This window comes from Catenulispora yoronensis (genome assembly GCF_039531695.1).
Lineage (GTDB): Bacteria > Actinomycetota > Actinomycetes > Streptomycetales > Catenulisporaceae > Catenulispora > Catenulispora yoronensis.
The window spans coordinates 1-22,450 of sequence record NZ_BAAAQN010000015.1 but is presented as its reverse complement, the minus strand read 5'-3'; the positions used below and the strand labels follow the sequence as shown (position 1 = coordinate 22,450).

Below are 22,450 nucleotides of genomic sequence, written 5' to 3'. Positions count from 1 at the left end.
TGAGCTGCACGAGAAGGGGACCGCAGGACACTGCGGTCCCCTTCTCGCTTGACATGGAGCCTCCGCCCGCCGCTCCCCGCCTCATCCGATCTCGTACTCGTACTCGAACCAGATCCGATGCGTCCCGTCCTCATCGATCTCGATACCGCCCTCACCGGTGATCCCGGCCAGCTCACCCGTACCGCTGCCCGGCACGATCGCGAAGAACCGGTTCGTGGCGTCACTACCGGTCGTCGTCGCCGAGTGGGCGAAGTTGAACGTCCCAGCACGCCCCCCGATCGTGCCTTCGAACGCTTCCATAGCGACGTAGGTACCGATACCGCGCTCCTGGTCATAAGCGGCAGTGAACAACGTCGCCGCACGCCCGACGACCTCGCCCTCAAAGGCCTTCTCCATCGCCGCCACCCCCGCCGGCGCAGCCGTGACCACGACGATCGGCACCTCGACCGTCGCGGGGACGAAAGACACCACCGTGAAGGTTCCCTCAGCTCTCATGCCGACGACCCTAGCGATCTTCGAACCGATACAGAACCTTGCGTTGCCGAGCGACACCACCTATCTTTCCGATATATCGACTCGATACATTGGAGGATCCGTGGCGAGGCTTGCCGACTACGACACCGACCAGTTCCAGAACTATGCGAAAGGGCGCGCGCTGACCGAACAGCAGCTACAGACCTGGATCGACGCCTTCCGGGCCCACCTGCCGGATCAGCGCCCGCTGTCCGGACTGGACGTCGGCTCCGGCACCGGCCGCTACACCCCGGCGCTGGCGGACGCCTTCGGTCCGGTCATCGGCGTGGAGCCATCCGTCCAGATGCGTGACGTGGCCGAGGCGCAGTCACAGCATCCTGAGGTGCGCTACCTCGCAGGCTCGGCCGAGGACCTCCCCGTGGAATCGGCAACCGCCGACTACGCGGTGCTGCTGCAAGCCTGGCACCACGTGCAGGACCAGCCGCGAGGGGCGCGCGAGCTGGCCCGGGTGCTCAAACCCGGCGGTCGGCTGCTGGTGCGCTCCGGCTACCGGGACCAGATGCCCCGGATCTGGTGGCTGGAGCAGTTCCCGCGCGGACCCGAGGTCGACGCCTCGATGTTCCAGCCCTTGCACGAGGTCATCGGGACGCTCAGCGCCGCCGGGTTCCGCGTCCGCACCTTCGGCATGGTGCAGGAGCCGTCCTCGGGCACCCGTGCCGAACTCCTGGCCCAGCTGCGCCTCCGCACGCACACGGTCTTCACGCTGTTCACCGAGGCGGAGCAGGAAGCCGGATTCCGCCGGCTGGAGGAACTGGTCGCCGCGGACCCGGACGCGCCGGTGCCCGCGATATCTCAGCCGCTGCTCACTCTCGAACGCGGCTGACCTCCGACCTGACCTCCGTCGCGATCTCCGACGCGACCCTCGCCGCGATCTCCGACGCGTCGCGGATCGCCGCCAGCACCGCACCGGTGTCGGCGAGATCGTCGAGCACGATCTCGGCGCCGGCGGCCCGCAGGTCGGCCGCCGGCGTCGTGCCGCTGGCGACGGCCACGACAGCCGCGCCGTGGGTGAGCGCGGCTTCGACGTCGCGGACCGTGTCCCCGAGGATGATGGTCTGCGCGGGGGAGTAGCTCTGCCCGTACTTGGCCTCGGTGCGGCGCCAGGCGTGGGGGATCAGTGCGTTGCGTTCGAACTCGTCGTCCCCGTACGCGCCGATGCTGAAGTCGACTCTGCTGTGCAGGCCGAACGCTTGCAGCTTCATCTCGGCGACGCTGCGCACGTTGCCGGTCAGCACCGACTGCCGTGTACCGTCGCTGGCCGCGCCGATCGCCTCCAGCGCGGCGTGCGCCCCCGCCAGGGCGCGGCCGCGCGAGCGCGTGGCCTCGGTGCGGTCCAGCAGCGCGCGCTCGACCGTGACCAGCAGCCGGGCCACGGTCTCCAGGTCGGGCTCGACGTCGTGCTGCCGCAGCACCCGCGCGGCCATCGCCCGCTCGGTGAGGCCGTTGTAGGCCATGTCGCCGCGCCAGTCCTGGCCCAGCGTGATCCGGACCGCCTCGGCGTAGGCCTCGGTGGCCACCCCCGAGGTCACGATCAACGTCTGGTCGATGTCCCACAGCACCAGCAGCCCGCCGCCCACGCCCGGCCCCTTCGCCTCAGTCCGTCCTCCGGCGCAGGGTCGCGGCGCCCAAAGCCAGTGCCAGCACCCCCGCACCGGCGATGATAGCCATGTCGGCGAGCAGCGCGCCGGTCACCGCGCTGTGCGCGCTGATCTTGTTCATGGCGTCGACGGCGTAGGACAGCGGCATGACGTCCGAGACCCAGTGCAGCACCGGCTGCATCTGGTCGCGCGGCGTGAACAGCCCGCACAGCAGGAGCTGCGGCAGCACGAAGGCCGGCAGGAACTGCACCGCCTGGAACTCGGTGCGGGCGAAGGCGCTGGTGAACAGGCCCAGCGCCATGCCCAGCCAGGCGTCGAGCAGCGCGACCAGGAACAGCGCCCAGACCGGCCCGGGCACGTCCAGGCCCAGCAGGCCGATGGTCAGCACCGAGACCAGCCCGGCCTGGACCAGGGCGACGGTGCCGAAGGCGAGGGCGTAGCCGCCGAGCAGGTCGGCCTTGGCCAGCGGCATCGTCAGCAGCCGCTCCAGCGTGCCGGAGGTGCGCTCGCGGAGCATGCCGACCGAGGTGACCAGGAACATCACGATGAACGGGAAGATGCCCAGCAGCGCGGCGCCGACCGACTGGAATACGTGCGGCCGGGCGTCGAACACCCACTTCAGCAGCGTGATCAGGACGCAGGGCACGATCAGCATCAGCGCGATGGTGCGCGGGTCGTGGCGGAGCTGCTCCAGCACACGGCGCGCGGTGGCGAGAGTTCGTCGCGGGCTCATGACGCGGCTCCGACCAGGCTGAGGAAGGCGCCTTCGATGTCGTCCGCACCGGTCTGCGCCAGCAGCGCCTCGGGCGTGTCGGAGGCGAGGATGCGGCCCTCGCGCATCAGCAGCAGCCGCGTGCACCGCGAGGCCTCGTCCATGACGTGGCTGGAGATGAGCAGCGTCACCGGATCATCGCCGCCGGCCAGCCGATGGAACAGCCCCCACAACTCGGCCCGCAGCACCGGGTCCAACCCCACGGTCGGCTCGTCCAGCACCAGCACCTTGGGCGTCCCCAGCAGCGCCGCCGCCAACGACACCCGGGCCCGCTGCCCACCGGACAGGCGCTCGACCTGAGCACCCTCCTTGCCCTCCAGCCCGACCGCGGCCACGACGCGCTCCGGATCCTCGCGAGGCGCCCCCAGCACCGCCGCGAAGTACCGAAGGTTCTCCATGACCGACAGATCTGTATAGACGGAGGGCGCCTGCGTCACATAGCCGATGCGATCGCGCAGCGCGGCACTCCCAGCGGGCATCCCGAGCACCTGCACCTCCCCGCCCGCGACACGCTGCACCCCCACGATCGACCGCAGCAACGTGGTCTTGCCACAGCCCGACGGCCCCAGCAGCCCGGTGACCGACCCAGTGGGAACCTGCGCATCGATGGCGTGCAGCACGGTCTGTCCGCCCCGGACGACGCGCAGCCCGCGGACGTCCACGGCTAAATTCATCATGTGATGAGTTTCTCGCCGGGACGGAGCGGTGTCAAGGAAGGGGGGTGGGTGTCGATCGACAGCGTGTGCGCCACCATGGTGATTCACTGCGCAGCTAGGCTATTTCACGCTCGTCGCGGTCCGCGGAAGCCCGGACCGTGGCCGAACGGCTGACTTCGCCCGCCGGCCTCTGCGGAGATCCACCGGAGGGCTCCGCTCATAACGCGAGCTCCTCATCCCCGTTGTAGAGAAGCTCATTAGGTACCACTACGCTGCGCTGACGTAGAAGCGGCACGGCCAGTTGGAAGATCCGTTCCACCGACGTCGCGTCGAAGTGCACTGCGGCATCGCTGAGCGGTCCGCCGGAGGCGACAAAAGTCCAGGGAGTCGCGCTCGATGCATGCATGCGCTCCCCGTCCGCCTTGATCAGCGCGGTGACGCCCTGTTGCGCCAGCCACTGAAGGACCCCGGCGATGTCCGTCATCAGCGATGCTCACTGTCAGACCGACTACCGGGGCCGGCCACGGCGCCCTGGCACGGAAACAGGCGGCCACCAGGGAACTTCCCGTCAGCGACGCGAATCGCGAGCAGCGACACTCGAGCAGCGACACTCGAGCCGCCGGCTTGAACTCGGCCGGCTGCGACCGATGACCGAAGTAGAAGATCACCATCGGTGTCGTGGCCCGTGCGTCAACAAGACCTCGGACGCGAGATGAACACCGACCTGCCACTTCGGAATCCGATCGATCAGCGAAAAGTACTCGACGTCCGAGAGCTCTCGACTGAGCCGCAACCAGCCGCGGCGGAACGCCTCCTCGTCATCCCCGTCGAGGTAGGCGAGCATCTCCAGATACACGCCCAGCGCGCGGTCCCCGTAGAACATGCCCGGCCGACGTACAGCGTGGTTGAAGGTCTCAATCACATGGTCACGGACCTCCGAGAAAGATGGTGACCGACGTCGCGGACGAAGACGCACGCGCATTTTGTCACGCGTCGCCGCAGCTTGGAGCAGCATTAACCACTCTGGATCTTGCTGCTAGCCGCAGCCCAGTGGGGTGGCGTGTCGCGGATCCGACGTCAAAGCGGCGCACCGTCGACGAGCTCGACCTTCCCGGCGAAGTCGACGATGTAGAGCGCGATTCCCAGCTTGCTCCGGACCTCGGACGGGACTCGCTGCGCGAAGCGGACGACCGTTCCGGCCACCACGAGTGCGTAGGCGGTGTCCGGCTCGCCCTTCATCCGTCGTAGGAGCTGGCCGTAGCCGGTGTCGAGGTCGGTGCCGGCGTCGCGGGTGAAGCCCTTCGCCTCGACCACGAGCCGGCGGCCGTCCGGGTGCCGGGCGTCGATGTCCGGGTAGTCTCCGTGCGAGGGCAGTTTCGCGCACTCAAAGCCCTGTTCCGCCAGCCAAGCCGAAAAGACCTCGACGACGGTGGCCTCGGAACCGGGACCGCTGGTGGGACTCCACAGACTCGAATTCGACACGTCCGAAGGATATGCCGCCGTGCTCACCCTGGACCTGCACCCGATCTTCCGGAACACCCGCGCTGTCGACCTGGCCCTGCGCGAGATCGTGTTCCGCGCCGCCGCGACCGGTGAGGACGTCGTCGAGATCATTCCCGGCAAGGGCTCCGGTCAGTTGAAGCGGCGGGTCCTCGCCTTCCTGAACCAGCCGCCGATCCGGAAGCTCTATGTCCGGGTCGAGTCCGACGCGAGCAACACCGGGCGGGTGCTGGTCCACTTCAAGTGAGGGCCGGTCGACCGAGCCCCATCCCGACGCGCCTCAAAACGCGCACTAAAACGAGCCCTAAAACCCGTCCTAAAACGCGTCCGCCAACCCGCGTTCCAGCTGCTCGAACACCCGGTCGGCCCGCTCGCTCGCCCGCGCCAGCACCTCGTCGCGCGCCATCCCCGCCGCCAGGTCCCGCTGGTAGTAGCGGACAGCCGTCTGCGTCGCCGCCGCGATCTGCGACGCCGCCGCCTCCAGGAGGAGCGGGTCCGCGTCCGGGAAACGTTCCATGAGCAGTTCAGCCAGCAGCATCTGCCGCTCGTGCAGGAAGCCGACCGAGCGGCTCCAGAGCGTCGGGTTGTCGTTCAGCATGCGGGAGAAGGTCCGCGAGCGCTCGACCGCCTCGGGCGTCTCGGTGAAGTACGCGTGCGTGCCGAGCAGCCACTCCTTCAGCGCCGGCAGGACGCCGATCTGGTCGGCGCGCTCGTCCATCGCCGTGCGCAGACGGTCGTTCACTTCGAGCCGCAGCGTGTAGACCAGGTCTTCCTTCGACGCGTAGTGCGTGAAGACCGTCGCCGGGGCGACGTCCGCGGCGCGAGCCACCTCGGCCATGGTCACGTGGTCGTAGCCGCGGTCGGCGAAGAGGGCCATCGCCGCCTCGAAGATCGCCTCGCGGGTCCGCTGCTTCTTGCGTTCGCGCAGGCCGGGCTCCCGGTCCGCAGGTTCAGTCGCCATGGAACAAATAATAGCTGGACTGTGTCTATCATTAGAGCGACTCTAATAATGAACACACTCCGGGGAGAGGGAGGGACCGTGTCGCAGACGAGCGATCGGGTGGCCGATCAGATGTCCGACGCGCCGTTGAACGGCGTGCTGCCCACCACCGCCACGCCGGTCGCCGACGCCGCGACCGCCGTCGCCAAGGCCGCCAGCCGTGTCGGCAACAAGACCGCGCTGCTGGTCATAGCCTGCGTCGCGCAGTTCATGGTGGTGCTCGACCGTAGTAAGTAGCTTTGAACTACCCTATCAGCCCAGGTCAGCCTGCCATTCGTCGCGTTTGCCGAAGCGTCCCGAATGGCGCGAGAAGCTGGAGGCGTCGTTCTCGCACCTATTCGCAGGGCGCCGTCGAAAGGGCCACCGACTATGAACGCTTGGACGGCGCGCTCCTCGATCGGCTGCTCGAAGGTGCTGATATGGACCAGAAACCACCGGCCGCTGCGGTACTCCAATACGTAGCGCTTTAGGGCGTCCGCCGCGACGACCGGTTCGCCGTCGGTGCGGTACTGGGTGGGTTAGGACTTGACCTGTCCGGGATCCCGTCCGTCCAGGTCGAATTCCACCTCGTTGACGGTCCGGTCCAGCGGGCTGCCCTCATACATCAGCACAGGATCTGTAGGCCGTAGTTCTCCACGGCCGTCACCGTACCGACCGCCATCCTCCGCACCCGGCCGACCGTGCTTAACCCAGCCCTGTCTCCTTTTTGATCTTCTCTGTCATCAGGGTGACGGCGATCTTCAGGGCTGTTTCCGTGAGGAAATGCGGGGCGGCGGTCTTGATCCGCTTCCAGTAGACGAGCTGCCTTTCCTCGGGCACGTCCTCGACTTGGCGGAGCCGGTCGAGATCCTCCATGACCAGCAGGCGAGTCGCCTCGTCGATCTCCTCCTCGTCTAGCAAGTTTTCCAGCTGGTTGATTCGGCCTGCCCGATCCACCCACGGATGCGGCTCCCCGCACCCGTCGCAGAACTTCGGCGGGACAAACTCGGTCCAGTCCGCATACCCCGGCGCGTGCTCCCGTCCGCGGATCCGGATGCGGCAGTTGCGGCACCGGGCGATCAACTTGGACCCGCATTCGTTGCAAAACCCGAGATCCTCGCCCGGGACGCGGGTCAGGGTGGCGAGGGCAACATGTCCGCGATGGCACACGATCGCGGCCTGATACCCGTGGGCCGCACCGTCACCCGGCTCGCCGGGACGCCAGAACGTCGGGTCAGGAGCCGGCGACGTGGGATAAGGATCGAATTTCACGAAGCGTGATCATACGCGGCGATTCAGACACCACTTGTGATCACGGTCCTGGATCTCCTCGGCCCGTCGCGGCGCGGCCAGCGAGGTCAAGACCGCCCGACGCGACAAGCTTCGCGAACATTTACACACTGCCGGCCTGGGCGCCCTGGCTGGCATCGGCTTCGTCGGCCAGGGCACCGGCTCCGACGACCCGGTGATCATCACCGGGGTCAAAACGGACCCGCACCAGGAAGCTCACCGCCGGCCAGAAGACCGCAAACGAGGTCATCGCCGTACCCCCGTCGAGCACGGCTTCGCCGCGCTCAAGAACTGGCGCATCCTCACCCGGCTCCGGCTGAACTCCGCACAGGCCACAGCCCTGCTACGCGCCAAGCTCGTGCTGACCAACCTCGAAACCACAAGTCTTCGTCCCGGGTCTAGCTCAAACCTTCCGAGCTACCTGCTCCTCCGGGGTCAGCTTAGGGTGATGAAATGATGGCCTAGTGTAGTATTCAGGGTTCTGATAGCGGACCTGGGGGGCACGCGTGTTCTACGACATTGCGGCAGTAGTGGTCATGGGAGTCCTGGCGATACTCGCCAGGAGGCTTCTGGCGGACGGCCGTCGGCTCCAACCCACTCCGGTGTATTTGTTTTTGTTCTTTGGTAAGAGCGTCCGGCGGGCTTGGTTAAAATATGAAGCTCGTAGAGTGGCTACACATCACTATCGTTCTGTAAAGAGCGATGTTGAACTTATGGGCACCCACCTCTCTGATGTCGATCGGGAGCTGCTTGCTCTGCGCATGTCGTCCACTATCACGAGGTGGAGCTACCGCAACTTCTTTGCCCGGCGCATATGGAACATATTCGCTGCATATCTGATCACCTTCACCTCTCTGATAGTGCTCGAGCGACCCAACAATGAGGTATCCAGTGAGTTGTGGAAAGAGTCTCAGTGGCTGTACTTCAGCATTGGGGCCTGCGTTCTTCTTGTTGCCGTCCTTGTGAGAATGACGGCCATGCGGATTGGTCTGTACAGTGACTTTTGGATAGAGACGGGTCCGCCGCCAGTCTTGATATTGGCTGGCATCTTCGGGGTGTTGTTTCGGGCGACTTACAGTCTGCTTTGGATCCATGATAGACGCTTGAACTCGGATCAGATGGCAGTCTATTGGGTCGCTATTATTGAGATGATATTTTTGACGCTAGGCGCGCTTGTGGCGTCAACCACGTTATCGGTGTTGCGGTATCGAGGAGCTATGGAGCCTTTGGATGCGATGGCTATGAGAGTATTCGGCATAGCGCATCGCCTATACAGGATCGAGCACAAGCGGCTGTGGACTCATGCCGGAACGGTCTCGAACGTAATTGGTGAGATAGAGCGAGCTGCAAGATCCGCAGAACGAGCTGTTCTATTGCGCGCTGTGCGGTGGGATCCGTCTTTTAACGCTGACGTACGTTCATACAGCGCAAAACTTGGTTCTGCAATTCGCGCGCACAAGGCTCAGCTGGCTAAAGCGAGTGGTCCGAAAGAAGTGGCCAAGGTGCGACAGGCGCTGATTGGCGGTCTGGTTGATTGGGCTCTTAGGGACAGGGGGGCCCTGATAGCTGCGGCGCCTGCGATTACCTTCCAAGGTAGGGTAGTCGGTGTAGCAAGGCGCATTGCCCCATCGGTTACGCTTATAGCCGCAGCTATTCTAGTGCCGATGATCCCAGCGTTGCAAAAACAGGCGACAGAATTGCATATTAGCCTTGGGGTATTGGCGGCGGTTTCTCTGCTATCTGGAGGAGTCTCTCCGGCTGCGACCGTTAGCAACCTTCTTGATAGATTTCTGCCTGGGGGCAAATGACGGCAATGGAACAAACGTCGCAGAAGTCGCACTGGTCGGCCGCGCCAGCGTGAAGATGTTCACGAGTGTCCTTACAGATGAGAGGTGAGTTCGGCGACGATATCCGCCGTCGGCTGTGACTTGTTCGCGAGTGCGACGCTCTGTCCGGCCCACATCGAGAGCGCCTCGATATCGCCGGTGGCTCCGGCCATCGGCGGTGCCGGTTCGTAGCGCACGATCGCCTCGCCGGAGGCGAAGTGCGCGATCACGTCGCCCGCTCCTGGCCGTTGCACCGGCGGCGGGCGGCCCGCGGCCTGGGCGGACCGGCGATCATCGGTGATCCTTGCTGGCCCTGGGGTTGAGGATCTGGTATCGAAGCCTGGCTCACCAGGTCAGGAGGAACAGCGGGGCCTGAGCGGACAGTGCGTCAGGGTCGCCGAGGGCCACGGCCGCCGCCACCACGAGGCTCAACGCGGTCGGGTCGGTGACGCCGCTGTTGACCGCCTCCAGCACTGCGAACCGGACGGCTCGGGACTGGGCGGCGGCCCCACGGACGTCGGCCCGGTCCACGCGTACCCGGCCGCGGCGCCGGACGAGACGGTCGTGTGCCGCGGCCGTCTTGATGTTCGCCTGCTGGGTACCGGGCTCCAGGTGGTCCAGCCGGACACAGATCGGCAGCTCGCACCGGTGCATGATGCGCTGACGCTGCTCGATCGGACCGTTCCAGGCGGTGTAGTGCCACCGGGTGGCGGTCAGTGTCGGCTTGTGGTTCAGCAGCTCCAGGTCGACGTCGCGGAAGCGCTCGTCGTAGAAAGTGCCGTAGCCGTCGGACAGGCCGGCCACCCAGATGACGTGGTCGCTGGTGACCACGGTCTTGGCACAGAACCGGGCCCACGTCTTCGCGTCGGTGTGTGGCGGCACCACCGCCGGATCGAGTATGCACCCCACGAGGGCCAGCATCTCGCAGACCACTGACACAAACCATTGTTCTGCTATGCCGTGTGGGGCTCCGCCGCAGTAGCGTCCCGAACCCTGGGGTTCGCTCGATCGTCCGGAACCCCGGGCTTCCGCAGGAAAACCGTTCGCGCTTCATGCTGCTCACCAGCGACTACGGTCCCGGCGGGGTGGAGAAGTTCGGTCGTTCTCGCGGGTCTCATAAATCCGAGGTCGCCGGTTCGAATCCGGCTCCCGCCACGGGCTTGTGGTGTCAACGGCGCGGGCATCGCCAGGCCGGCGCCGGCGGACTTCCCGGCGACGGCGATTCGCGCCGGATCGGCGGCGTCCAGCAGTGCGCGGTAGGCGGCCAGCGCGTCGTCGTGCGCGGTCGGGAACGGGCGCTCGGGGGCGAGCCCGTAGTCGACTGACACGACGCGCATCCCGGCGTGGCGGGCGACGTCGGACGCCAGCGCCACCGAAGTGCGTGGCGAGCCGAAGACGTAGAACCGCCGTGGAACCACATCAGCGTGCCGCGCGGCGCGGTCCCATCGATGGCGATCTGAAGCACCGGCACGCCACCGAGCCGACTCGGCCCCCTGCCCGACGACGTGGTCCTTACCCCACCTCGCGCTGGCGTTCATGGTGTTCACCGGCCTGCTCGCCTCCCGTCGTTGCAGCCTCGTCGTGGATGATCGGCGGCCGGTCAGAGCCAGTACCGCGGAATGGCAGGACCTCCGCTGAACGCAGGGTCATGTTGCGACCGAGTCGGTCGCCCGTGCCACCGAGGGTCTGCGGTCGTGGCGGATGCGAAACGCGATCCTGAGGGGATGTGGGTGGAGTGGCGACGCATGGAGCGCTCCGGGCTCAAGGTCGCCCAAGAACAGGTCAGGCCACTGTTCGAGCGCACCCGCGTCTTTCGGGCGTACTCCCCGTCGCTGATCCCAGGCATGATCCAAACACCTGAATATGTAACCGCTGTGCTTCGCTCAATTCAGCAGCGCCGCGGCCTGGTCGATGACGTTTCCGCCGCCGTCGCGGTCCGCACGGAGCGCCAAAGCTCCTGCACGACCCCACGAAGACCTTCGCGTTCGTCATCGAGGAAGGCGCCTTACGCTTCCTGATCGCTGACGTCGAGGCGATGGCTGCGCAGCTCGGGCACCTGCTTACCGTCCAGACTCTGCCCAACGTCCGGCTGGGCATCATCCCGGACACCGTTCCGCGCGCCCTCTGGCCGGTCGAGGCCTTTTGGATCTTTGACGTTGAGCAGGTCTCGGCGGAGATGGTCTCCGGATATCTGACCGTTACTCAGCCGCGCGAGATCGCCCTGTACGAGCAAGCCTTCAACGAGCTGGCAGCCATCGCCGTCTTCGGCGCCGATGCTCGCCGCCTCATCGCCGCAGCGCTTGACGTGCTCGGATAGCTCACATCACCCCCACGAGAGGGAGAGCCCGACCCCGGAGGCAGCGTCCGCCCAGTCACGGCGATTGAACTGGACGTCGTCGAGCACTACACGGGTGTCGGAGGCGTAGAGCTTGGCCAGGGTAGACAGCCTCGGGAACAAGTTCGGCTGGCGGATCGCGACCGCCGCCACCGATGGCCGGGGGTCAGGACTTGGGTAGGACACTGTCATATCCGGCGACGATGAGACGTTTGAGCGCGGCATGGACTTCCCCCGGGACGACCTGCTCGATCATGTAGCCGTGCTTGGGGTATTCGATGATCCGCTGGAGGTCGCCGACCATGTCGCACAGGACATGACGCGGGTCGGCGCAGGAGGCGAGGTAGTCGGCGAAGCTGATCGGCTGGGAGGAGCAGATCACGTCGACCTCTGGCCACTGGGCCCGGCAGGTAGCGAAGGCGCGCCGCTCCATGAACGGCATGGCGATGAGCATCACAGACTTCGGTCGGATGCCGGCCTGAAGCAGAAGCTGTCTGGACAGGGTGATGTTCGCGCCGCTGTTGGTGGCCTCATCCTCGATCATCGTCGCCGAGTCCGGGATACGAACCCGAGCCAGGCCGCTTGCAAGGCGGTCATGCAGCACTCGGGGGTGGCTGAATTCTCAGGGGCTTTAGAGAGCGGAGTCTGATCCCCACCGAGTACATGCAGTGATGCTGAGTAGCAAAACCCGGCCGCTGATGCCAAACCAGCCAGGGAGCCATAAAGGCGTCGCAGCAGCACGAGAGTCAGTGTGACTCATGTCACAGAACACTAAACCCGTCAGAGGGCGAGGCCGTCGCTCCCGGTGCGAACCGCATGTGCCCAATCAGTCCCAGTCCCGAGTATGTCAAATGATGCAGATCAGAGACCGTAATGAAACCTTGACTGTCACCTTGAGTGCTGGGAGGATCACGACTTGTGGGTTCGCAGAACCCTGATTCAGGGGAGGCGGCCGGGTGGTAGGACACCCGACCGCCAGAGTCCCCACCATCCAGCCACTACCAATGGGAGGGTCCGTGAGGACACGAAGCATCGTACTGCGACTACTTACCGTACTGTGCATGATCGTCGCAGGAAGTGTTGGCGCCCACGCAGCGTCAGCAGCGACGCCTTCGGGCGGGAAGCATCCCCCGAAGCACTTTAGCGTCACCGCGCAAATGGGCAACGCCTCTCCAAACGGGGCGGTAGTCTGTGACGTGCAGGCTGTTACGCCATTCAAGCTCACACCCTACTCGGCCATCTACGCCCAAGGAAAGATTAACTCGTGCAGCGCTGGCGCCGCCCAGTGTCACAGGATCGTGTATCTCCAGCAATTTGAGGACGGCGTCTGGCAAGATCGGGCATCCAAAGATGACGGTTGGAGGTCTTGCGATAACCACTTGGTTAGCGCACCGTATAACTGCCTCAGCGTATTGAACGATTACGACTTTCGCACTTTCATGAGTGTAGCTCTGGTAACCGTTCAGGGGACCACCGGCTCCGCCTTCGGTTGGAGTGACCCCGTCACATACTCCTGCGAATAGCAATGAATGTGCTTGGCCGGCTGAGCCGGCCAAGCACATTCGGTAGGGCATCAAAATGAGCGTAGAATTCAACGGCATCTTAGTGGGTAGCCTGACTCCTGCCTCCCTCGCCGCCTTCTGGGGACAACTGCTTGATCTAGAAGTCTTTGAAGCAGAGCAGCACTGGTACATAGAAATTCCCCCTTGCGCTACTAGAGTGAGCTTTCGCCTAGCGCCTGAGCGCGGGATTGGAAATTTCAGCCTTGAGTTGATAACGGCGCCCGGGAAAATGCTTCGCGAGCAGGTGAATGAACTGATCGCTAAGGGTGCCGTACTAGTTCAAGACAGGCGTGCGCCGCTCGCAGGGTGGGCGACATTGGCCGACCCGGAAGGCAATGAATTCCTCGTTCTCCCTAGCGCAGATGAGCTGAGAGAGGCATACGACATGGTTGAGGGGTAGGAAATGGAGCGGTGTCGAACGGATGCCGGCGCAATACTGCTAACTATCCTTCCCCGCTTCACAGAGGCCTGCCATAGCGGCATTGCCCGCCATAACTCACATGACAACCATTTTGTCTACGCTTGCAGCAGCGGTCAGTTTATCGGGGTCCAGCTCCAAGGCCGATCGCCGGATCGGCCCCGTAGGCAGGCAATACGCAGTTTCGCCTCACGACGGAACTCGCCGCCACGCCCGGCAGCTTGCACGGCGAAAGTGGTCATCCGGAGCTCGCGTATGTCGCGGAAGAGTGTGAAATGATTCCACTCCATTACGTCGCTGCCATACACCTCTACGAATGCTTCGTACTCGGCGCGGGTGAGTCGGCCGTCGGTAGTTACCTTTACCGCCGTGGACGTTAGATCCCACTGGGGCGGCCCTACCGAACAGCGTTCGAGATCCATGAGTATGACTCTTCCCCCGTCGAGGACAGAGACGACGTTCCCAGACCAGGCATCTCCGTGTACTACACACGTCGACAGACCCGGAATCAAAGCGTCCCATTGGACGCGGAGTGTATTGATCTGTTCCAAGAGCCAAATTCGGTCGTCCTCGGCGATATCCGCGCTGGCGATGCGCTCAGGGAGACGAACAAACGGATCCAAGTATCCCAGCGAAAGATTCTCCGGCACAGGCAGGGCGTGGAGCCTCGCCAACACCGCTGCGATTTCGGCCGGATATCCCGGCCGATGCCTAGGGATCTCGGTCCAGAACGTTACCGGCCTGTTGCGGCAGATGATCGGCTGTTGGATATCCCCGACCGCTGAAACAGCGGCTACCCCGGCGGCATTTAGCCACCGTGACACTGCGACTTCGCGTACCGCAGCAGCCTGCTGGCCGGGTCGAGAGATTCGAACGTATATGGAACTACGTAGCTGGTAGATAGTGTTCTCACCCTCGCGAACCAGGCGAGCGTCGACAGCGTCCAGACCAGCGAGAAGGCAGGCCTCGGCAAGCACCGCCAAGTCGGTCACGCGCTGCCAACCAGTGCTTCGACGCGGTCGCGAAGTTTTTGAATCGCTGGCATCGTTGCATGCGGCCCGGCCGCAACCTTCAGTTCGCGCAAATCAGCGGCCGCCCGGCGTGACTTGATCCTGCCCGCTTCCCTAATGGCGGTGGTACCGATGTTGGCCGCCTCAGCGGGGTCTCCGGTAACCATAGTAAGCGTCGCGAGCTTGGTTCGTGAGATCGCCCGGGAGCGTGCATAGCTGTCGGTGTGTCCCTGCACTGCGGTGTGCAGCCGTTCGGCGGCATGGAACGGGGCTCTATGCTTCACGGCCAGGTCGAACAGGGCATGCCCGGTATCACCGTGGTGCTGCGCGCTGTCGTAGTACGCCATCCATGGTGGGTCCTCCGTCGGCGATGCCTTGGAGAACGCGTTGTCGGCCGCGTCAACCGCTTCCAAGGTTTCCCGCACGAGCCCCTGCTTTGCATACCCGCGAGCGCGGGCGGTATAAAGCATCGCCTGCTCGGTCGCTGTTAACCATTCGGCGCGCCGCAACCCAAGATCGATGTAGCCGAGCCCGGCTGCCGGATCGCCACGCCAGATCGCTTGGCGGCCCAGCCAACTGGACATCTTGGCGTAGAGATGCCAGTCGCCAGCCTCCTCGGCGCACGACCGGCTGAACTTGAACATCTGCTCGCCCTCGTCGTGAACGAACGCGTCAAAGGCCATCGCGCCTCCGACGCCGCCAAGGTAGCCGACCGCACTCAACAAGTCGGGTTTCAACCGCGGCGGGCACTTGGCGTTTAGGAGCTGGACAGATGAGCGCAAGTGCGCTAGCAACGATTCTCGGACGAGCACGCCGCCATACGTGTGATCGAGGCCCGTGAACCATTCCGCAGCCTGACGCACCTCCTTGATGTTCTCGGTGCTCACAGACGCTGGTGGGGGTGCCGGTCGAATCGCCGCCAGCAGGTCGGTCTGTGCCGCAGCCAGACCGCCCGCCGCTGCCGCCAGAAGGGTTCTGCGTTTCACCCTTGAGAGCTTAACCTCGGCACGTAGCACTTGCTTGTCCACGCCAAAGACTCCGGCCAGCGCCGCTAGGAGCTTGTCGGACGCTGGTAAGCGGCGTTCGGACTCATACCGGGATACCAACGAGCGCGTCATCGTCGGCGTGTCCAACACGTGGTTGAGCGCGTCAGCGAGGTCGTCTTGAGACCACCCACGCGCCTCCCGGCAACCGCGTATCAGAGCCCCGATAGCCATGGCCGCAGCATACTGAAAAGCGGCTACTAATTGTGGCGACTGTGCACGATCTCCGTCACGGTTAGAACTGGGGCTGTGACGACGAGATGTTCCAGCAGCCTTGACGACGCACCGGTGGACGCTGTTGGCACAGCCCTAGCGGAAAGCGACGATCGTCGATCGTCGGCCCCGGCTGAGGTCTTTCTGCGCAGTTCCGGGGGTGTTGGCGTCGAACTGATGCCGCGCAGCAGAGCCGAAGCCCTGCTGGAGTGGACCACCGCCTCGCCGATGCTCGACGTGACGGGTGACCTGGCGCGTGGCTTTGCCTGGCAGACGCCCGGAGCAGTTCCGAGACGTTCGCACGTGGTGATCCCGTTGGCGGCCCCGGTCTGGCCCTCCGGCTGTCGCCAAACGATGGTGTTCATCGAGCTGTGGTGGGCGCGGGATGAGCAGGGATACCGGCGGGTCCGCTCCTTCCTGGGCTACGTGGCCGACCCTTGCGAGGCCTACCAGGTCGCCTGCTGCTTGTGGAGCACATGCACCACCGGCGCCGGGGCGACGGCGGCGTTCCTGTACGGGCCGGACCGGCAGGTCGTCTTCCGGATCCAGGAGGCGGCCAAGACCTGCTCGCAAACCCCTGCCGATGCCGTGCTGCGGTTCACAGCCACCGCCAACGACAGGGACACCACCGACCTGCCGCCCGACCATCATGTGAGGAGCAGCGCCGTGCATGACGAGCGCATCAACCGAGTCTTGACCTACGCCGGCAGCAGGACCGAGATCGTTGAACGTCTGCGGGAGCACGCTGAGCAGATGGAGAAGTCTCGGGACCCGCTCAGGGCGATGGCGATGCGCCGAGCTGCCGATCAGATCGAGGCCGGCACCAGCGACTCCTTCAAGGACCGTGCCCACTACCTGGTGGAGGAGCCGGACAGCGGGCCCTCCTAGACCCGGCATGCCCGCCTGAGGACCCGCCTCCCCGGGCGGGCACGCCGATCCACCGCTTGCCTCTCGCCAGCCCATTCCGGTCTGGACCGCAGTGTTCCGCCGTTGGTTGATGCCTGCTGCCCGCACACAGTGCGCACCTGACCTGTTCCCGCATGGAGGATCTGATGATCACGAACTGGTATTGCCGCCTGGTCGGCGGGCCGCTGGTGGGGATGCAGCCGTGATGACGCGCACCGGGACGCTGTTCGACGACTTCTTCCTCATGGTCCACGACGACCCTTCTGGTCGGCCGCGTCTGCCCGGCCGGATTCTGGGCCTGGGCCTGGCCTGCGCCCAGCTCGCAGAACTCGCGCGACGCGACGCTATCCGCGTCACGGACGGAACGATCATGCACGTTACCGCCGCCTCCGAGTCGGAGCCGATATCCGGTCTGCTCGGTGAGGTGCTCGGTGCGATCAAGGCGGAGCCGGGCCGGCCAGTACGGGACTGGCTGGACTTCCTCGGCGGCAGCGCAGCCCAGCGGATAGGCAACGGTCTGGGCGCCCGGAAGCAGATGTATTTCAAGCCGTCCCGGCTGAAACCGTTCAGCCGGGCGGGCCGGTGGATTCCGGCGGACAGTGTCACCGCGACGTGGCCAGCAATCGAGGTGGACACGAAGGTCTGCAACGGGCGCGCAGAAACACCCCACCTACTGCTGCTCGGCCTGGCCCGTGCCACCGGGCTGGATCATCCCGCGCTGTGGAATGTTCGCGGCCTGCTGGCCGACCCGGCGGCCATGGCCGAGGTGCTCACCCCGCTGACGGAGCATCCGCCGCTGCTGGAGTTGCTGAACCACACCACCGCGGCGGTGGCCAGTGCTGTCACCAGCCAACGCTCCCCTTGACCCCGGTTTGCTCCACCACTTCCCTGTCCTGCTTGCCTATTCACTCATCAAGGAGTTCTCATGCCCAGAAGATCACCTGCTGGCGGCGGTATTGATGCGGTGCTGGCGCGCGGCCGGCTAGGCATATCCGGGGTGCTGTTTTTTATCCTGGCCGGTGTCGCCCCGCTGACTGTGACCGCCGGGGTGGTGCCCGCCGCCTACGCCGCCACCGGCCTGACGGCCGTGCCGGCCGCGTTCCTGGTCGTCGCCGCGGTCCTGGCGGTGTTCGCGGTCGGATATACGGCGATGGCCCGGCGGATCCCGCACGCCGGGGCCTTCTATGCCTTCATCGCCCACGGTCTGGGACGGCCGGCCGGGGTGGGCGCCGCGCTGATCGCGGTGGTCGCCTACAACCTGCTGCAAGTCGGGTTGTACGGGATGATCGGCCCGTCGCTGTCCGCCTTCGCCGCCGACAACCTGCATCTCGCCGCGCCCTGGTGGGTGTGGGCGTTCGGCACCTGGGCGGTGGTGACGGTCCTGGGCCTGGTGCGGGTGGACCTGTCTGGCAGGCTGCTGGGTTTCCTGTCGATGATCGAGCTGGCGATCATCGCCGTGCTGACGGTGAACGGCCTGTCCCACCCGGCCGGCGGCCATATCAGCGCGGCCCCGCTGTCCCCGACCAGCATGCACCTGTCCGGGCTGGGCGCGCTGCTGGCGGTGGCGGTGCTGGGCTTCACAGGTTTCGAGCAAGGACCTGTTTTCAGCGAGGAGGCCCGCGACCCGCGACGCACCATCCCGGCAGCCACCTACATCTCGCTGGGGGTGGTGGCGGTGGTCTACGCCGCCGCAGCGTGGGCGCTGGATGTCCACTACGGCACCCAGGTGGTCGCCATCGCGCAGAGCCCGGCCAGCCCCACGATGCTGTTCGCCATGGCCCCGGGCGTGCTGGCCTCCGCTGCTCGCACGCTGTTCCTTACCAGCCTGTTGGCGGCGGCGATAGCGTTCCACACCGCGGTGGGCCGGTACATGTGGACGCTGGGGCGCGAGCGGGTGCTGCCGGCGGCGATGGGCAGGAGCGGCAAGACCGGTGTGCCGGCGACCGCCTCGCTCGTGCAGAGCCTGCTGGGCGTCACCGCCATCGCCGTGACCGTCGTGGCGCACTGGGACCCAGTCGGCCAGCTGTTCTTCTGGGGCGGCACCACCGGCGGCTTCGGAATCCTGCTGCTCCTGGTTTCCACCTCCGCCGCCGTGGTGCGCTACATGCTTATCCAGCCTGGCGGTGAGAGCCTTTGGCAGCGCCTCATCGCACCGGCGACAGCGATGACGCTGCTGACAGTGATGGTCGTGCTGTGCGTGATGCACTACGCGATGCTGCTGAACGTTCCGCCCGGGTCAGCCGCTGCCCGGATCTTGCCCGCCCTGTTCGGCATCGCTGCCGTGTTCGGCATCGCCTGGGCCCTGATCCTCAAGAGGATCCATCCTCAGGCCTATGCCGCGATCGGTTTGGGCGGTGCCGCCGCGGCAAAGCCCGCCGCCGGCTCCGGCATCCCCGCAGCATCGGCGGAAAGCGCGGCACGATGAGCCCCGACCACCACCAGATCGTCCTCGGCACGCCGCGCGACATCGAGCCCCTCGGCGCCCTGATCGCCCACGCATTCCACGATTTGGCGCCCTCGGTGTGGCTGATTCCCGATCCGGAGGCCCGCCGTACGGTGCTCCCCGCCTACTTCCGGCTGCTGGTCGAGGATGCCGACCGGCGCGGCTGCATCTACACCACCACCGAGCGCACCGGCGCCGCCCTGTGGCTGCCCGGCACCACCAACCAGCCCGACGCCGCTGGGTGGGATTCGGTCCTGGCCGTGGTGACCGGGCCCTGGGCCGCCCGGTTCCGCATCTTCGAGGAGCTGCTGGCCAAGCACCATCCGGTCGGCCTGCGCCATGAGCATCTCGCGATCCTGGCCGTCGATCCCGACCATCAGCGCCAAGGCATCGGGACCGCGCTGCTCGCCACCCACCACCGACGCCTGGACCAGGGCGCCGACCCTGCCGCGACCTACCTGGAGGCCAGCGACCCGGCCACACGGCAGCTGTATCTGACCTGCGGCTACACCGACCACGGCGAGCCGATCCACCTGCCGGATGGGCCGGTCATGTTCCCGATGCTGCGCCAGGCAGCGCCGGCGCCGACGCTGAATGCCAGCGGGCAGGGAGCCGGACTGTGACTGCATCGCGGACACCACCGGTAGTGCCGGGTCTGCGGGTGGAGCAGGCCGACGCCGAGATCTGGCGCACCGTTGAAACCTGGGCGGCCGCCGCCGGCCACAACCCCGGCGTCGGTGACTTCCAGCATGCGTGGGAGCTCGACCCGGCCGGCTGCCTCATCGGGCTGCTGCACGACCAGCCGGCCACGGCCGTCAGCATCATCAACTACGACGACGGCTACGCCCACCTCGGCAGCTACTTCACCGCCCACCCCGACCCCGACCCCGGGTTGCGCACCGCCACCATGAACGCGGCACTCGCACACGCCCAGGACCGCACCATCGGGGCGGACGCGGCACCTGACGACGTCGAGTACTACTGGCAGGCCGGGTTCATCACGACATGGCGCACCCTGCACTTCACCGGGCCGGTACCCGGCCGCATCCCCAACCCCCACATCGCCTGCACCCCACCGACCAACGCGGACCGGGCGCAGATGGCCGCCTTGGACGCCGAATGCTTCCAGGCCGACCGACACCCTTTCGCCCTGGCCTTCACATCCGGCCCCGAACGCTACACCCGGGTCGCCAGCGACCGTAGCGGCCGCGTGCGCGGCTACGGCCTGCTACGCCCAGCCCGCCACGGCTACCGCATTGGCCCACTGTACGCAGACGCCAGCGACATTGCCGCGACCCTGTTCGACGCGCTGTGCGAGATCGCCCGCGGCCTGGACGCCGATTCCGTCACCATCGACGTCCCCGACACCAACCGCTCCGCCCGGGACCTGGCCGAGTCCCGCGGCCTGTCCCACCTGGCCGAGACCATCCGCATGTACCGGCCCGGCCGCCTGCCCGTGCGACCGACCGCCGACAAGCTCATCTACGGCCTGACCAGCCTCAACGCGGGATAAGAATCGAGCAGAGCACCAGGCGCAGGCCACGCCTGCGCCTGGCTCCAGTCACGTTGGGAAACAACCCCTTGCAGAACACCACAAGGCCCGCCGGCATCGACTACGACCTGGCGCACGCTACCGCAGCCCGCCACCGCAACCCGGGCCTGGAGAACACCACCGATACCCGGCTCGCCCAGCTGGCCGTCGACCTGCCCAAAATGGCGGCGACGGCACGCGGCGCCGCCGCCGACTGGATAGGGATGCCGCTGCCTGCCGAGCAGGACTGCCGCATCGAGATCACCGACTACCTGGGCATCCTGCAAGCACAGATCGACACACTCAAATCCCTGATTCCTCGGCAGGCCAGGACCAGCCGGTGGCGATCCACGCTGTACGGGAAGGCCATGGCGGTCCCCGCCAACCGGATGACCGCGCTGTTCAATGACCTGAACCCGAACGAGATGCCGTACCTGCTGATCAACGCCCCGCGCCTGATGCGCCGCGCGGTCCAAGCCGAGGCCCATAAGCTGACTGTCGATCATCTGGCGATGGCGATCTGCCTGCACGAGGAGACGCACCGTCTCCAATACCTGCGCTGGCCGTGGATCGCCAGCCTACGCCAGCGCCTCGTCGTCGACCTGGACGAAGCCCGCAGCGCCCGCAACCGGCAGTGGATCAAGGCATTGAGGGGGCAGGACCTGGCCCTCCGTGCGCTGATCGAGGGCCACGCGACGGTCGCCGAATACGACGCCATGCCGGAGCTTCCGGTTGAGCAGTTGCGCGCCTTCGCCGACCATCCAGGGCCGCTTCGTGACCGGGTAGCGCAAGCTCCCCTTCGACGCATCCTCAGGCACTACCACGACGGCGAGGCCTTCGTGCGCAGCGCTGCGGCGACACTCGGATGGGCGACCTTCAACGAGCTGGCCTGGGCGGGGCCAGAAAACCTCCCTGCACTAGGGGAGATCCGCGACCCGCAGCGGTGGTGCCGGCGCATAGCCGCATAGACCCCCGACCACGGAATGCGCCCTGGCGCAGCCCTATCAGCAACCACACACCACCGGCGTGGACCACCATCGGCGTCCCCGAAACCAACCACGCTGCCCGGTGGGACAGGCCGCGGGGCTCGGACTGCCCCCACCGGGGGAAGCACCGGTATGCACTGGCCTGGCCGACACCCGCATATACGGACTCACCAGCTTCGAGACGAGATAAGAACTCACCGAAGTTCCCTCGAACGCCGACATTGCCAGACATCGCAATGAAAGACGCCCAGTCAATGACTCTTGAGCCGGCGCACATACCCATGACACGGCTGTATAAATGACCCTGCCGACCACAGACGGCGCGAAGCGTAAACTCCGGCGGTCTCTCGTCGAGGGGCTGCTGGATGGGATCGAGCCGCCCCGGCTCGCCAGGATCTACAGAATAGACCTGGAGACGGTCTATCAGCTTCTACGTGACCATGGATGCTTCTACGGCCCTCAGCCCGGCCGCTCGGCGCCGCTGCTGACCCCCAACGAAACCGCGGAGCTACGCGCGGCATACAAGGCAACGAGGAGCAGCGGCTTCAGCCACTTTGCCGACACAGCCCAGCCCGATCAGCTCTCGAAGATACTCATGAAGCTACACATCAAGTTCGGGCTGGCCACAGCCAGCAGCGAAATCGCATGGGCCCTACGACTAGACCGCAACGACGTTGCTTCCCGACTGGCCGAGCACTGCATCTCCCCCAATTTCATTCCGCCTGCCCTAACTCCACAGCAAGCTACTGACCTGCACGCCGCCTACAAGGCCACACACCCCGTCGGCGCCACCGCCAAAACGCACCCCGTACATGCACGCATCCTCACCGCGATGATTACAGTGCTGG

The 22,450-nt window shown here is 65.8% G+C and carries 28 protein-coding genes, 1 tRNA gene and 2 pseudogenes; 14 read left to right on the top strand and 17 right to left on the bottom strand.

Annotation, left to right across the window (positions count from 1 at the left end; genetic code table 11):
- Positions 1–81 precede the first annotated feature (81 nt).
- Positions 82–495, bottom strand: a complete 414-nt coding sequence (locus tag ABD481_RS14985) for a DUF3224 domain-containing protein (protein ID WP_344666248.1) — start codon at positions 493–495, stop codon at positions 82–84.
- Positions 496–595: 100 nt separating this feature from the next.
- Between ABD481_RS14985 and ABD481_RS14980 the strand changes: the two genes are divergently transcribed.
- The gene (locus tag ABD481_RS14980) at positions 596–1,357 is read left to right on the top strand and encodes a class I SAM-dependent methyltransferase (protein WP_344666247.1); all 762 of its coding nucleotides are present in this window, start codon (positions 596–598) and stop codon (positions 1,355–1,357) included.
- Here ABD481_RS14980 and ABD481_RS14975 read toward each other — a convergent pair.
- The 6 genes from ABD481_RS14975 to ABD481_RS14950 all read right to left on the bottom strand — a co-directional run bounded on the left by ABD481_RS14975 (position 1,338) and on the right by ABD481_RS14950 (position 5,042).
- Positions 1,338–2,111: an HAD family hydrolase gene (locus ABD481_RS14975; protein WP_344666246.1), complete on the bottom strand. Its 774-nt coding sequence runs from the start codon at positions 2,109–2,111 to the stop codon at positions 1,338–1,340. The genes ABD481_RS14980 and ABD481_RS14975 overlap by 20 nt on opposite strands.
- 16 nt (positions 2,112–2,127) lie before the next feature.
- Positions 2,128–2,865, bottom strand: a complete 738-nt coding sequence (locus tag ABD481_RS14970) for an ABC transporter permease (protein WP_344666245.1) — start codon at positions 2,863–2,865, stop codon at positions 2,128–2,130.
- Positions 2,862–3,581, bottom strand: coding sequence for an ABC transporter ATP-binding protein (locus ABD481_RS14965; protein ID WP_344666244.1), 720 nt, complete (start codon positions 3,579–3,581; stop codon positions 2,862–2,864). Before ABD481_RS14965 ends, ABD481_RS14970 begins: the two co-directional genes overlap by 4 nt.
- 196 nt (positions 3,582–3,777) lie before the next feature.
- Entirely contained in the window at positions 3,778–4,044 is a 267-nt protein-coding gene (locus ABD481_RS14960; protein WP_344666243.1) for a hypothetical protein, read from the bottom strand.
- A gap of 180 nt (positions 4,045–4,224) precedes the next feature.
- Entirely contained in the window at positions 4,225–4,482 is a 258-nt protein-coding gene (locus ABD481_RS14955) for a hypothetical protein (protein ID WP_344666242.1), read from the bottom strand.
- A 155-nt stretch (positions 4,483–4,637) separates the two neighbouring features.
- The gene (locus ABD481_RS14950; RefSeq protein ID WP_344666241.1) at positions 4,638–5,042 is read right to left on the bottom strand and encodes a hypothetical protein; all 405 of its coding nucleotides are present in this window, start codon (positions 5,040–5,042) and stop codon (positions 4,638–4,640) included.
- A gap of 19 nt (positions 5,043–5,061) precedes the next feature.
- Between ABD481_RS14950 and ABD481_RS14945 the strand changes: the two genes are divergently transcribed.
- Positions 5,062–5,307, top strand: coding sequence for a Smr/MutS family protein (locus ABD481_RS14945; RefSeq protein ID WP_344666240.1), 246 nt, complete (start codon positions 5,062–5,064; stop codon positions 5,305–5,307).
- Between the two features lie 69 nt (positions 5,308–5,376).
- Here ABD481_RS14945 and ABD481_RS14940 read toward each other — a convergent pair whose 3' ends face one another.
- Entirely contained in the window at positions 5,377–6,021 is a 645-nt protein-coding gene (locus ABD481_RS14940; RefSeq protein ID WP_344666239.1) for a TetR/AcrR family transcriptional regulator, read from the bottom strand.
- Between the two features lie 78 nt (positions 6,022–6,099).
- On the opposite strand from ABD481_RS14940, the gene ABD481_RS14935 reads away from it, so the two are divergent.
- Positions 6,100–6,297, top strand: a complete 198-nt coding sequence (locus tag ABD481_RS14935) for a hypothetical protein (RefSeq protein ID WP_344666238.1) — start codon at positions 6,100–6,102, stop codon at positions 6,295–6,297.
- A gap of 447 nt (positions 6,298–6,744) precedes the next feature.
- Here the strand turns inward: ABD481_RS14935 and ABD481_RS14930 are convergent, their stop codons facing one another.
- Together ABD481_RS14930 and ABD481_RS14925 are read right to left on the bottom strand one after the other, a co-directional pair.
- Positions 6,745–7,311, bottom strand: coding sequence for a DUF2321 domain-containing protein (locus ABD481_RS14930; protein WP_344666237.1), 567 nt, complete (start codon positions 7,309–7,311; stop codon positions 6,745–6,747).
- Positions 7,312–7,432: 121 nt separating this feature from the next.
- Positions 7,433–7,579 (bottom strand): hypothetical protein, encoded by a 147-nt coding sequence (locus tag ABD481_RS14925; RefSeq protein WP_344666236.1) that lies wholly within the window; start codon positions 7,577–7,579, stop codon positions 7,433–7,435.
- 256 nt (positions 7,580–7,835) lie between these two features.
- Here ABD481_RS14925 and ABD481_RS14920 point away from each other — a divergent pair, with 256 nt between their 5' ends.
- Positions 7,836–9,137 (top strand): hypothetical protein, encoded by a 1,302-nt coding sequence (locus ABD481_RS14920; protein WP_344666235.1) that lies wholly within the window; start codon positions 7,836–7,838, stop codon positions 9,135–9,137.
- 71 nt (positions 9,138–9,208) lie between these two features.
- Here ABD481_RS14920 and ABD481_RS14915 read toward each other — a convergent pair whose 3' ends face one another.
- Both ABD481_RS14915 and ABD481_RS14910 read right to left on the bottom strand, forming a co-directional pair.
- Positions 9,209–9,385 carry a hypothetical protein gene (locus ABD481_RS14915; RefSeq protein ID WP_344666234.1) on the bottom strand — a complete coding sequence of 59 codons (177 nt, stop codon included), beginning with the start codon at positions 9,383–9,385 and terminating at the stop codon, positions 9,209–9,211.
- Between the two features lie 115 nt (positions 9,386–9,500).
- Entirely contained in the window at positions 9,501–10,064 is a 564-nt protein-coding gene (locus ABD481_RS14910) for a hypothetical protein (RefSeq protein ID WP_344666233.1), read from the bottom strand.
- A gap of 170 nt (positions 10,065–10,234) precedes the next feature.
- Between ABD481_RS14910 and ABD481_RS14905 the strand changes: the two genes are divergently transcribed.
- A tRNA-Met gene (locus ABD481_RS14905) sits at positions 10,235–10,310 on the top strand.
- Here ABD481_RS14905 and ABD481_RS14900 read toward each other — a convergent pair.
- A pseudogene (locus tag ABD481_RS14900) lies at positions 10,295–10,693 on the bottom strand (alpha/beta hydrolase fold domain-containing protein); the annotation flags it as partial. The gene ABD481_RS14905 and the pseudogene ABD481_RS14900 sit on opposite strands and share 16 nt — an antisense overlap.
- A gap of 81 nt (positions 10,694–10,774) precedes the next feature.
- Between ABD481_RS14900 and ABD481_RS47365 the strand changes: the two are divergent.
- Positions 10,775–11,472: pseudogene (locus ABD481_RS47365) on the top strand (DUF5753 domain-containing protein).
- Positions 11,473–11,478: 6 nt separating this feature from the next.
- Here the strand turns inward: ABD481_RS47365 and ABD481_RS14885 are convergent.
- Positions 11,479–11,682: a WbqC family protein gene (locus ABD481_RS14885; protein WP_425559178.1), complete on the bottom strand. Its 204-nt coding sequence runs from the start codon at positions 11,680–11,682 to the stop codon at positions 11,479–11,481.
- Positions 11,657–12,094 carry an ElyC/SanA/YdcF family protein gene (locus ABD481_RS14880; protein WP_344666231.1) on the bottom strand — a complete coding sequence of 146 codons (438 nt, stop codon included), beginning with the start codon at positions 12,092–12,094 and terminating at the stop codon, positions 11,657–11,659. Before ABD481_RS14880 ends, ABD481_RS14885 begins: the two co-directional genes overlap by 26 nt.
- Before the next feature lie 974 nt (positions 12,095–13,068).
- Between ABD481_RS14880 and ABD481_RS14875 the strand changes: the two genes are divergently transcribed.
- Positions 13,069–13,452 carry a VOC family protein gene (locus ABD481_RS14875; protein WP_344666230.1) on the top strand — a complete coding sequence of 128 codons (384 nt, stop codon included), beginning with the start codon at positions 13,069–13,071 and terminating at the stop codon, positions 13,450–13,452.
- Between the two features lie 134 nt (positions 13,453–13,586).
- Here the strand turns inward: ABD481_RS14875 and ABD481_RS14870 are convergent, their stop codons facing one another.
- Together ABD481_RS14870 and ABD481_RS14865 are read right to left on the bottom strand one after the other, a co-directional pair.
- Positions 13,587–14,462 carry a phosphotransferase family protein gene (locus ABD481_RS14870; RefSeq protein ID WP_344666229.1) on the bottom strand — a complete coding sequence of 292 codons (876 nt, stop codon included), beginning with the start codon at positions 14,460–14,462 and terminating at the stop codon, positions 13,587–13,589.
- Positions 14,459–15,697 (bottom strand): helix-turn-helix domain-containing protein, encoded by a 1,239-nt coding sequence (locus tag ABD481_RS14865; RefSeq protein WP_486323363.1) that lies wholly within the window; start codon positions 15,695–15,697, stop codon positions 14,459–14,461. Before ABD481_RS14865 ends, ABD481_RS14870 begins: the two co-directional genes overlap by 4 nt.
- Positions 15,698–15,913: 216 nt before the next feature.
- Here ABD481_RS14865 and ABD481_RS14860 point away from each other — a divergent pair, with 216 nt between their 5' ends.
- The 7 genes from ABD481_RS14860 to ABD481_RS14830 all read left to right on the top strand — a co-directional run.
- On the top strand, positions 15,914–16,624 hold the full coding sequence (locus ABD481_RS14860; RefSeq protein WP_344666227.1) for a hypothetical protein: 711 nt from the start codon (positions 15,914–15,916) through the stop codon (positions 16,622–16,624).
- 223 nt (positions 16,625–16,847) lie between these two features.
- Complete coding sequence (locus tag ABD481_RS14855; RefSeq protein WP_344666356.1) at positions 16,848–17,507, top strand: GOLPH3/VPS74 family protein; 660 nt, start codon at positions 16,848–16,850, stop codon at positions 17,505–17,507.
- Between the two features lie 60 nt (positions 17,508–17,567).
- Positions 17,568–19,067: an APC family permease gene (locus tag ABD481_RS14850; RefSeq protein ID WP_344666226.1), complete on the top strand. Its 1,500-nt coding sequence runs from the start codon at positions 17,568–17,570 to the stop codon at positions 19,065–19,067.
- A complete protein-coding gene (locus tag ABD481_RS14845) occupies positions 19,064–19,708 on the top strand; it encodes a GNAT family N-acetyltransferase (RefSeq protein WP_344666225.1) in 645 nt (214 codons plus the stop codon). Before ABD481_RS14850 ends, ABD481_RS14845 begins: the two co-directional genes overlap by 4 nt.
- On the top strand, positions 19,705–20,598 hold the full coding sequence (locus ABD481_RS14840) for a GNAT family N-acetyltransferase (RefSeq protein WP_344666224.1): 894 nt from the start codon (positions 19,705–19,707) through the stop codon (positions 20,596–20,598). The genes ABD481_RS14845 and ABD481_RS14840 overlap by 4 nt, the downstream gene beginning before the upstream one ends.
- A 68-nt stretch (positions 20,599–20,666) precedes the next feature.
- A complete protein-coding gene (locus tag ABD481_RS14835) occupies positions 20,667–21,584 on the top strand; it encodes a zinc-dependent metalloprotease (RefSeq protein ID WP_344666223.1) in 918 nt (305 codons plus the stop codon).
- Between the two features lie 316 nt (positions 21,585–21,900).
- A partial coding sequence (locus ABD481_RS14830) for a hypothetical protein (RefSeq protein WP_344666222.1) occupies positions 21,901–22,450 on the top strand: 550 nt, incomplete at its 3' end.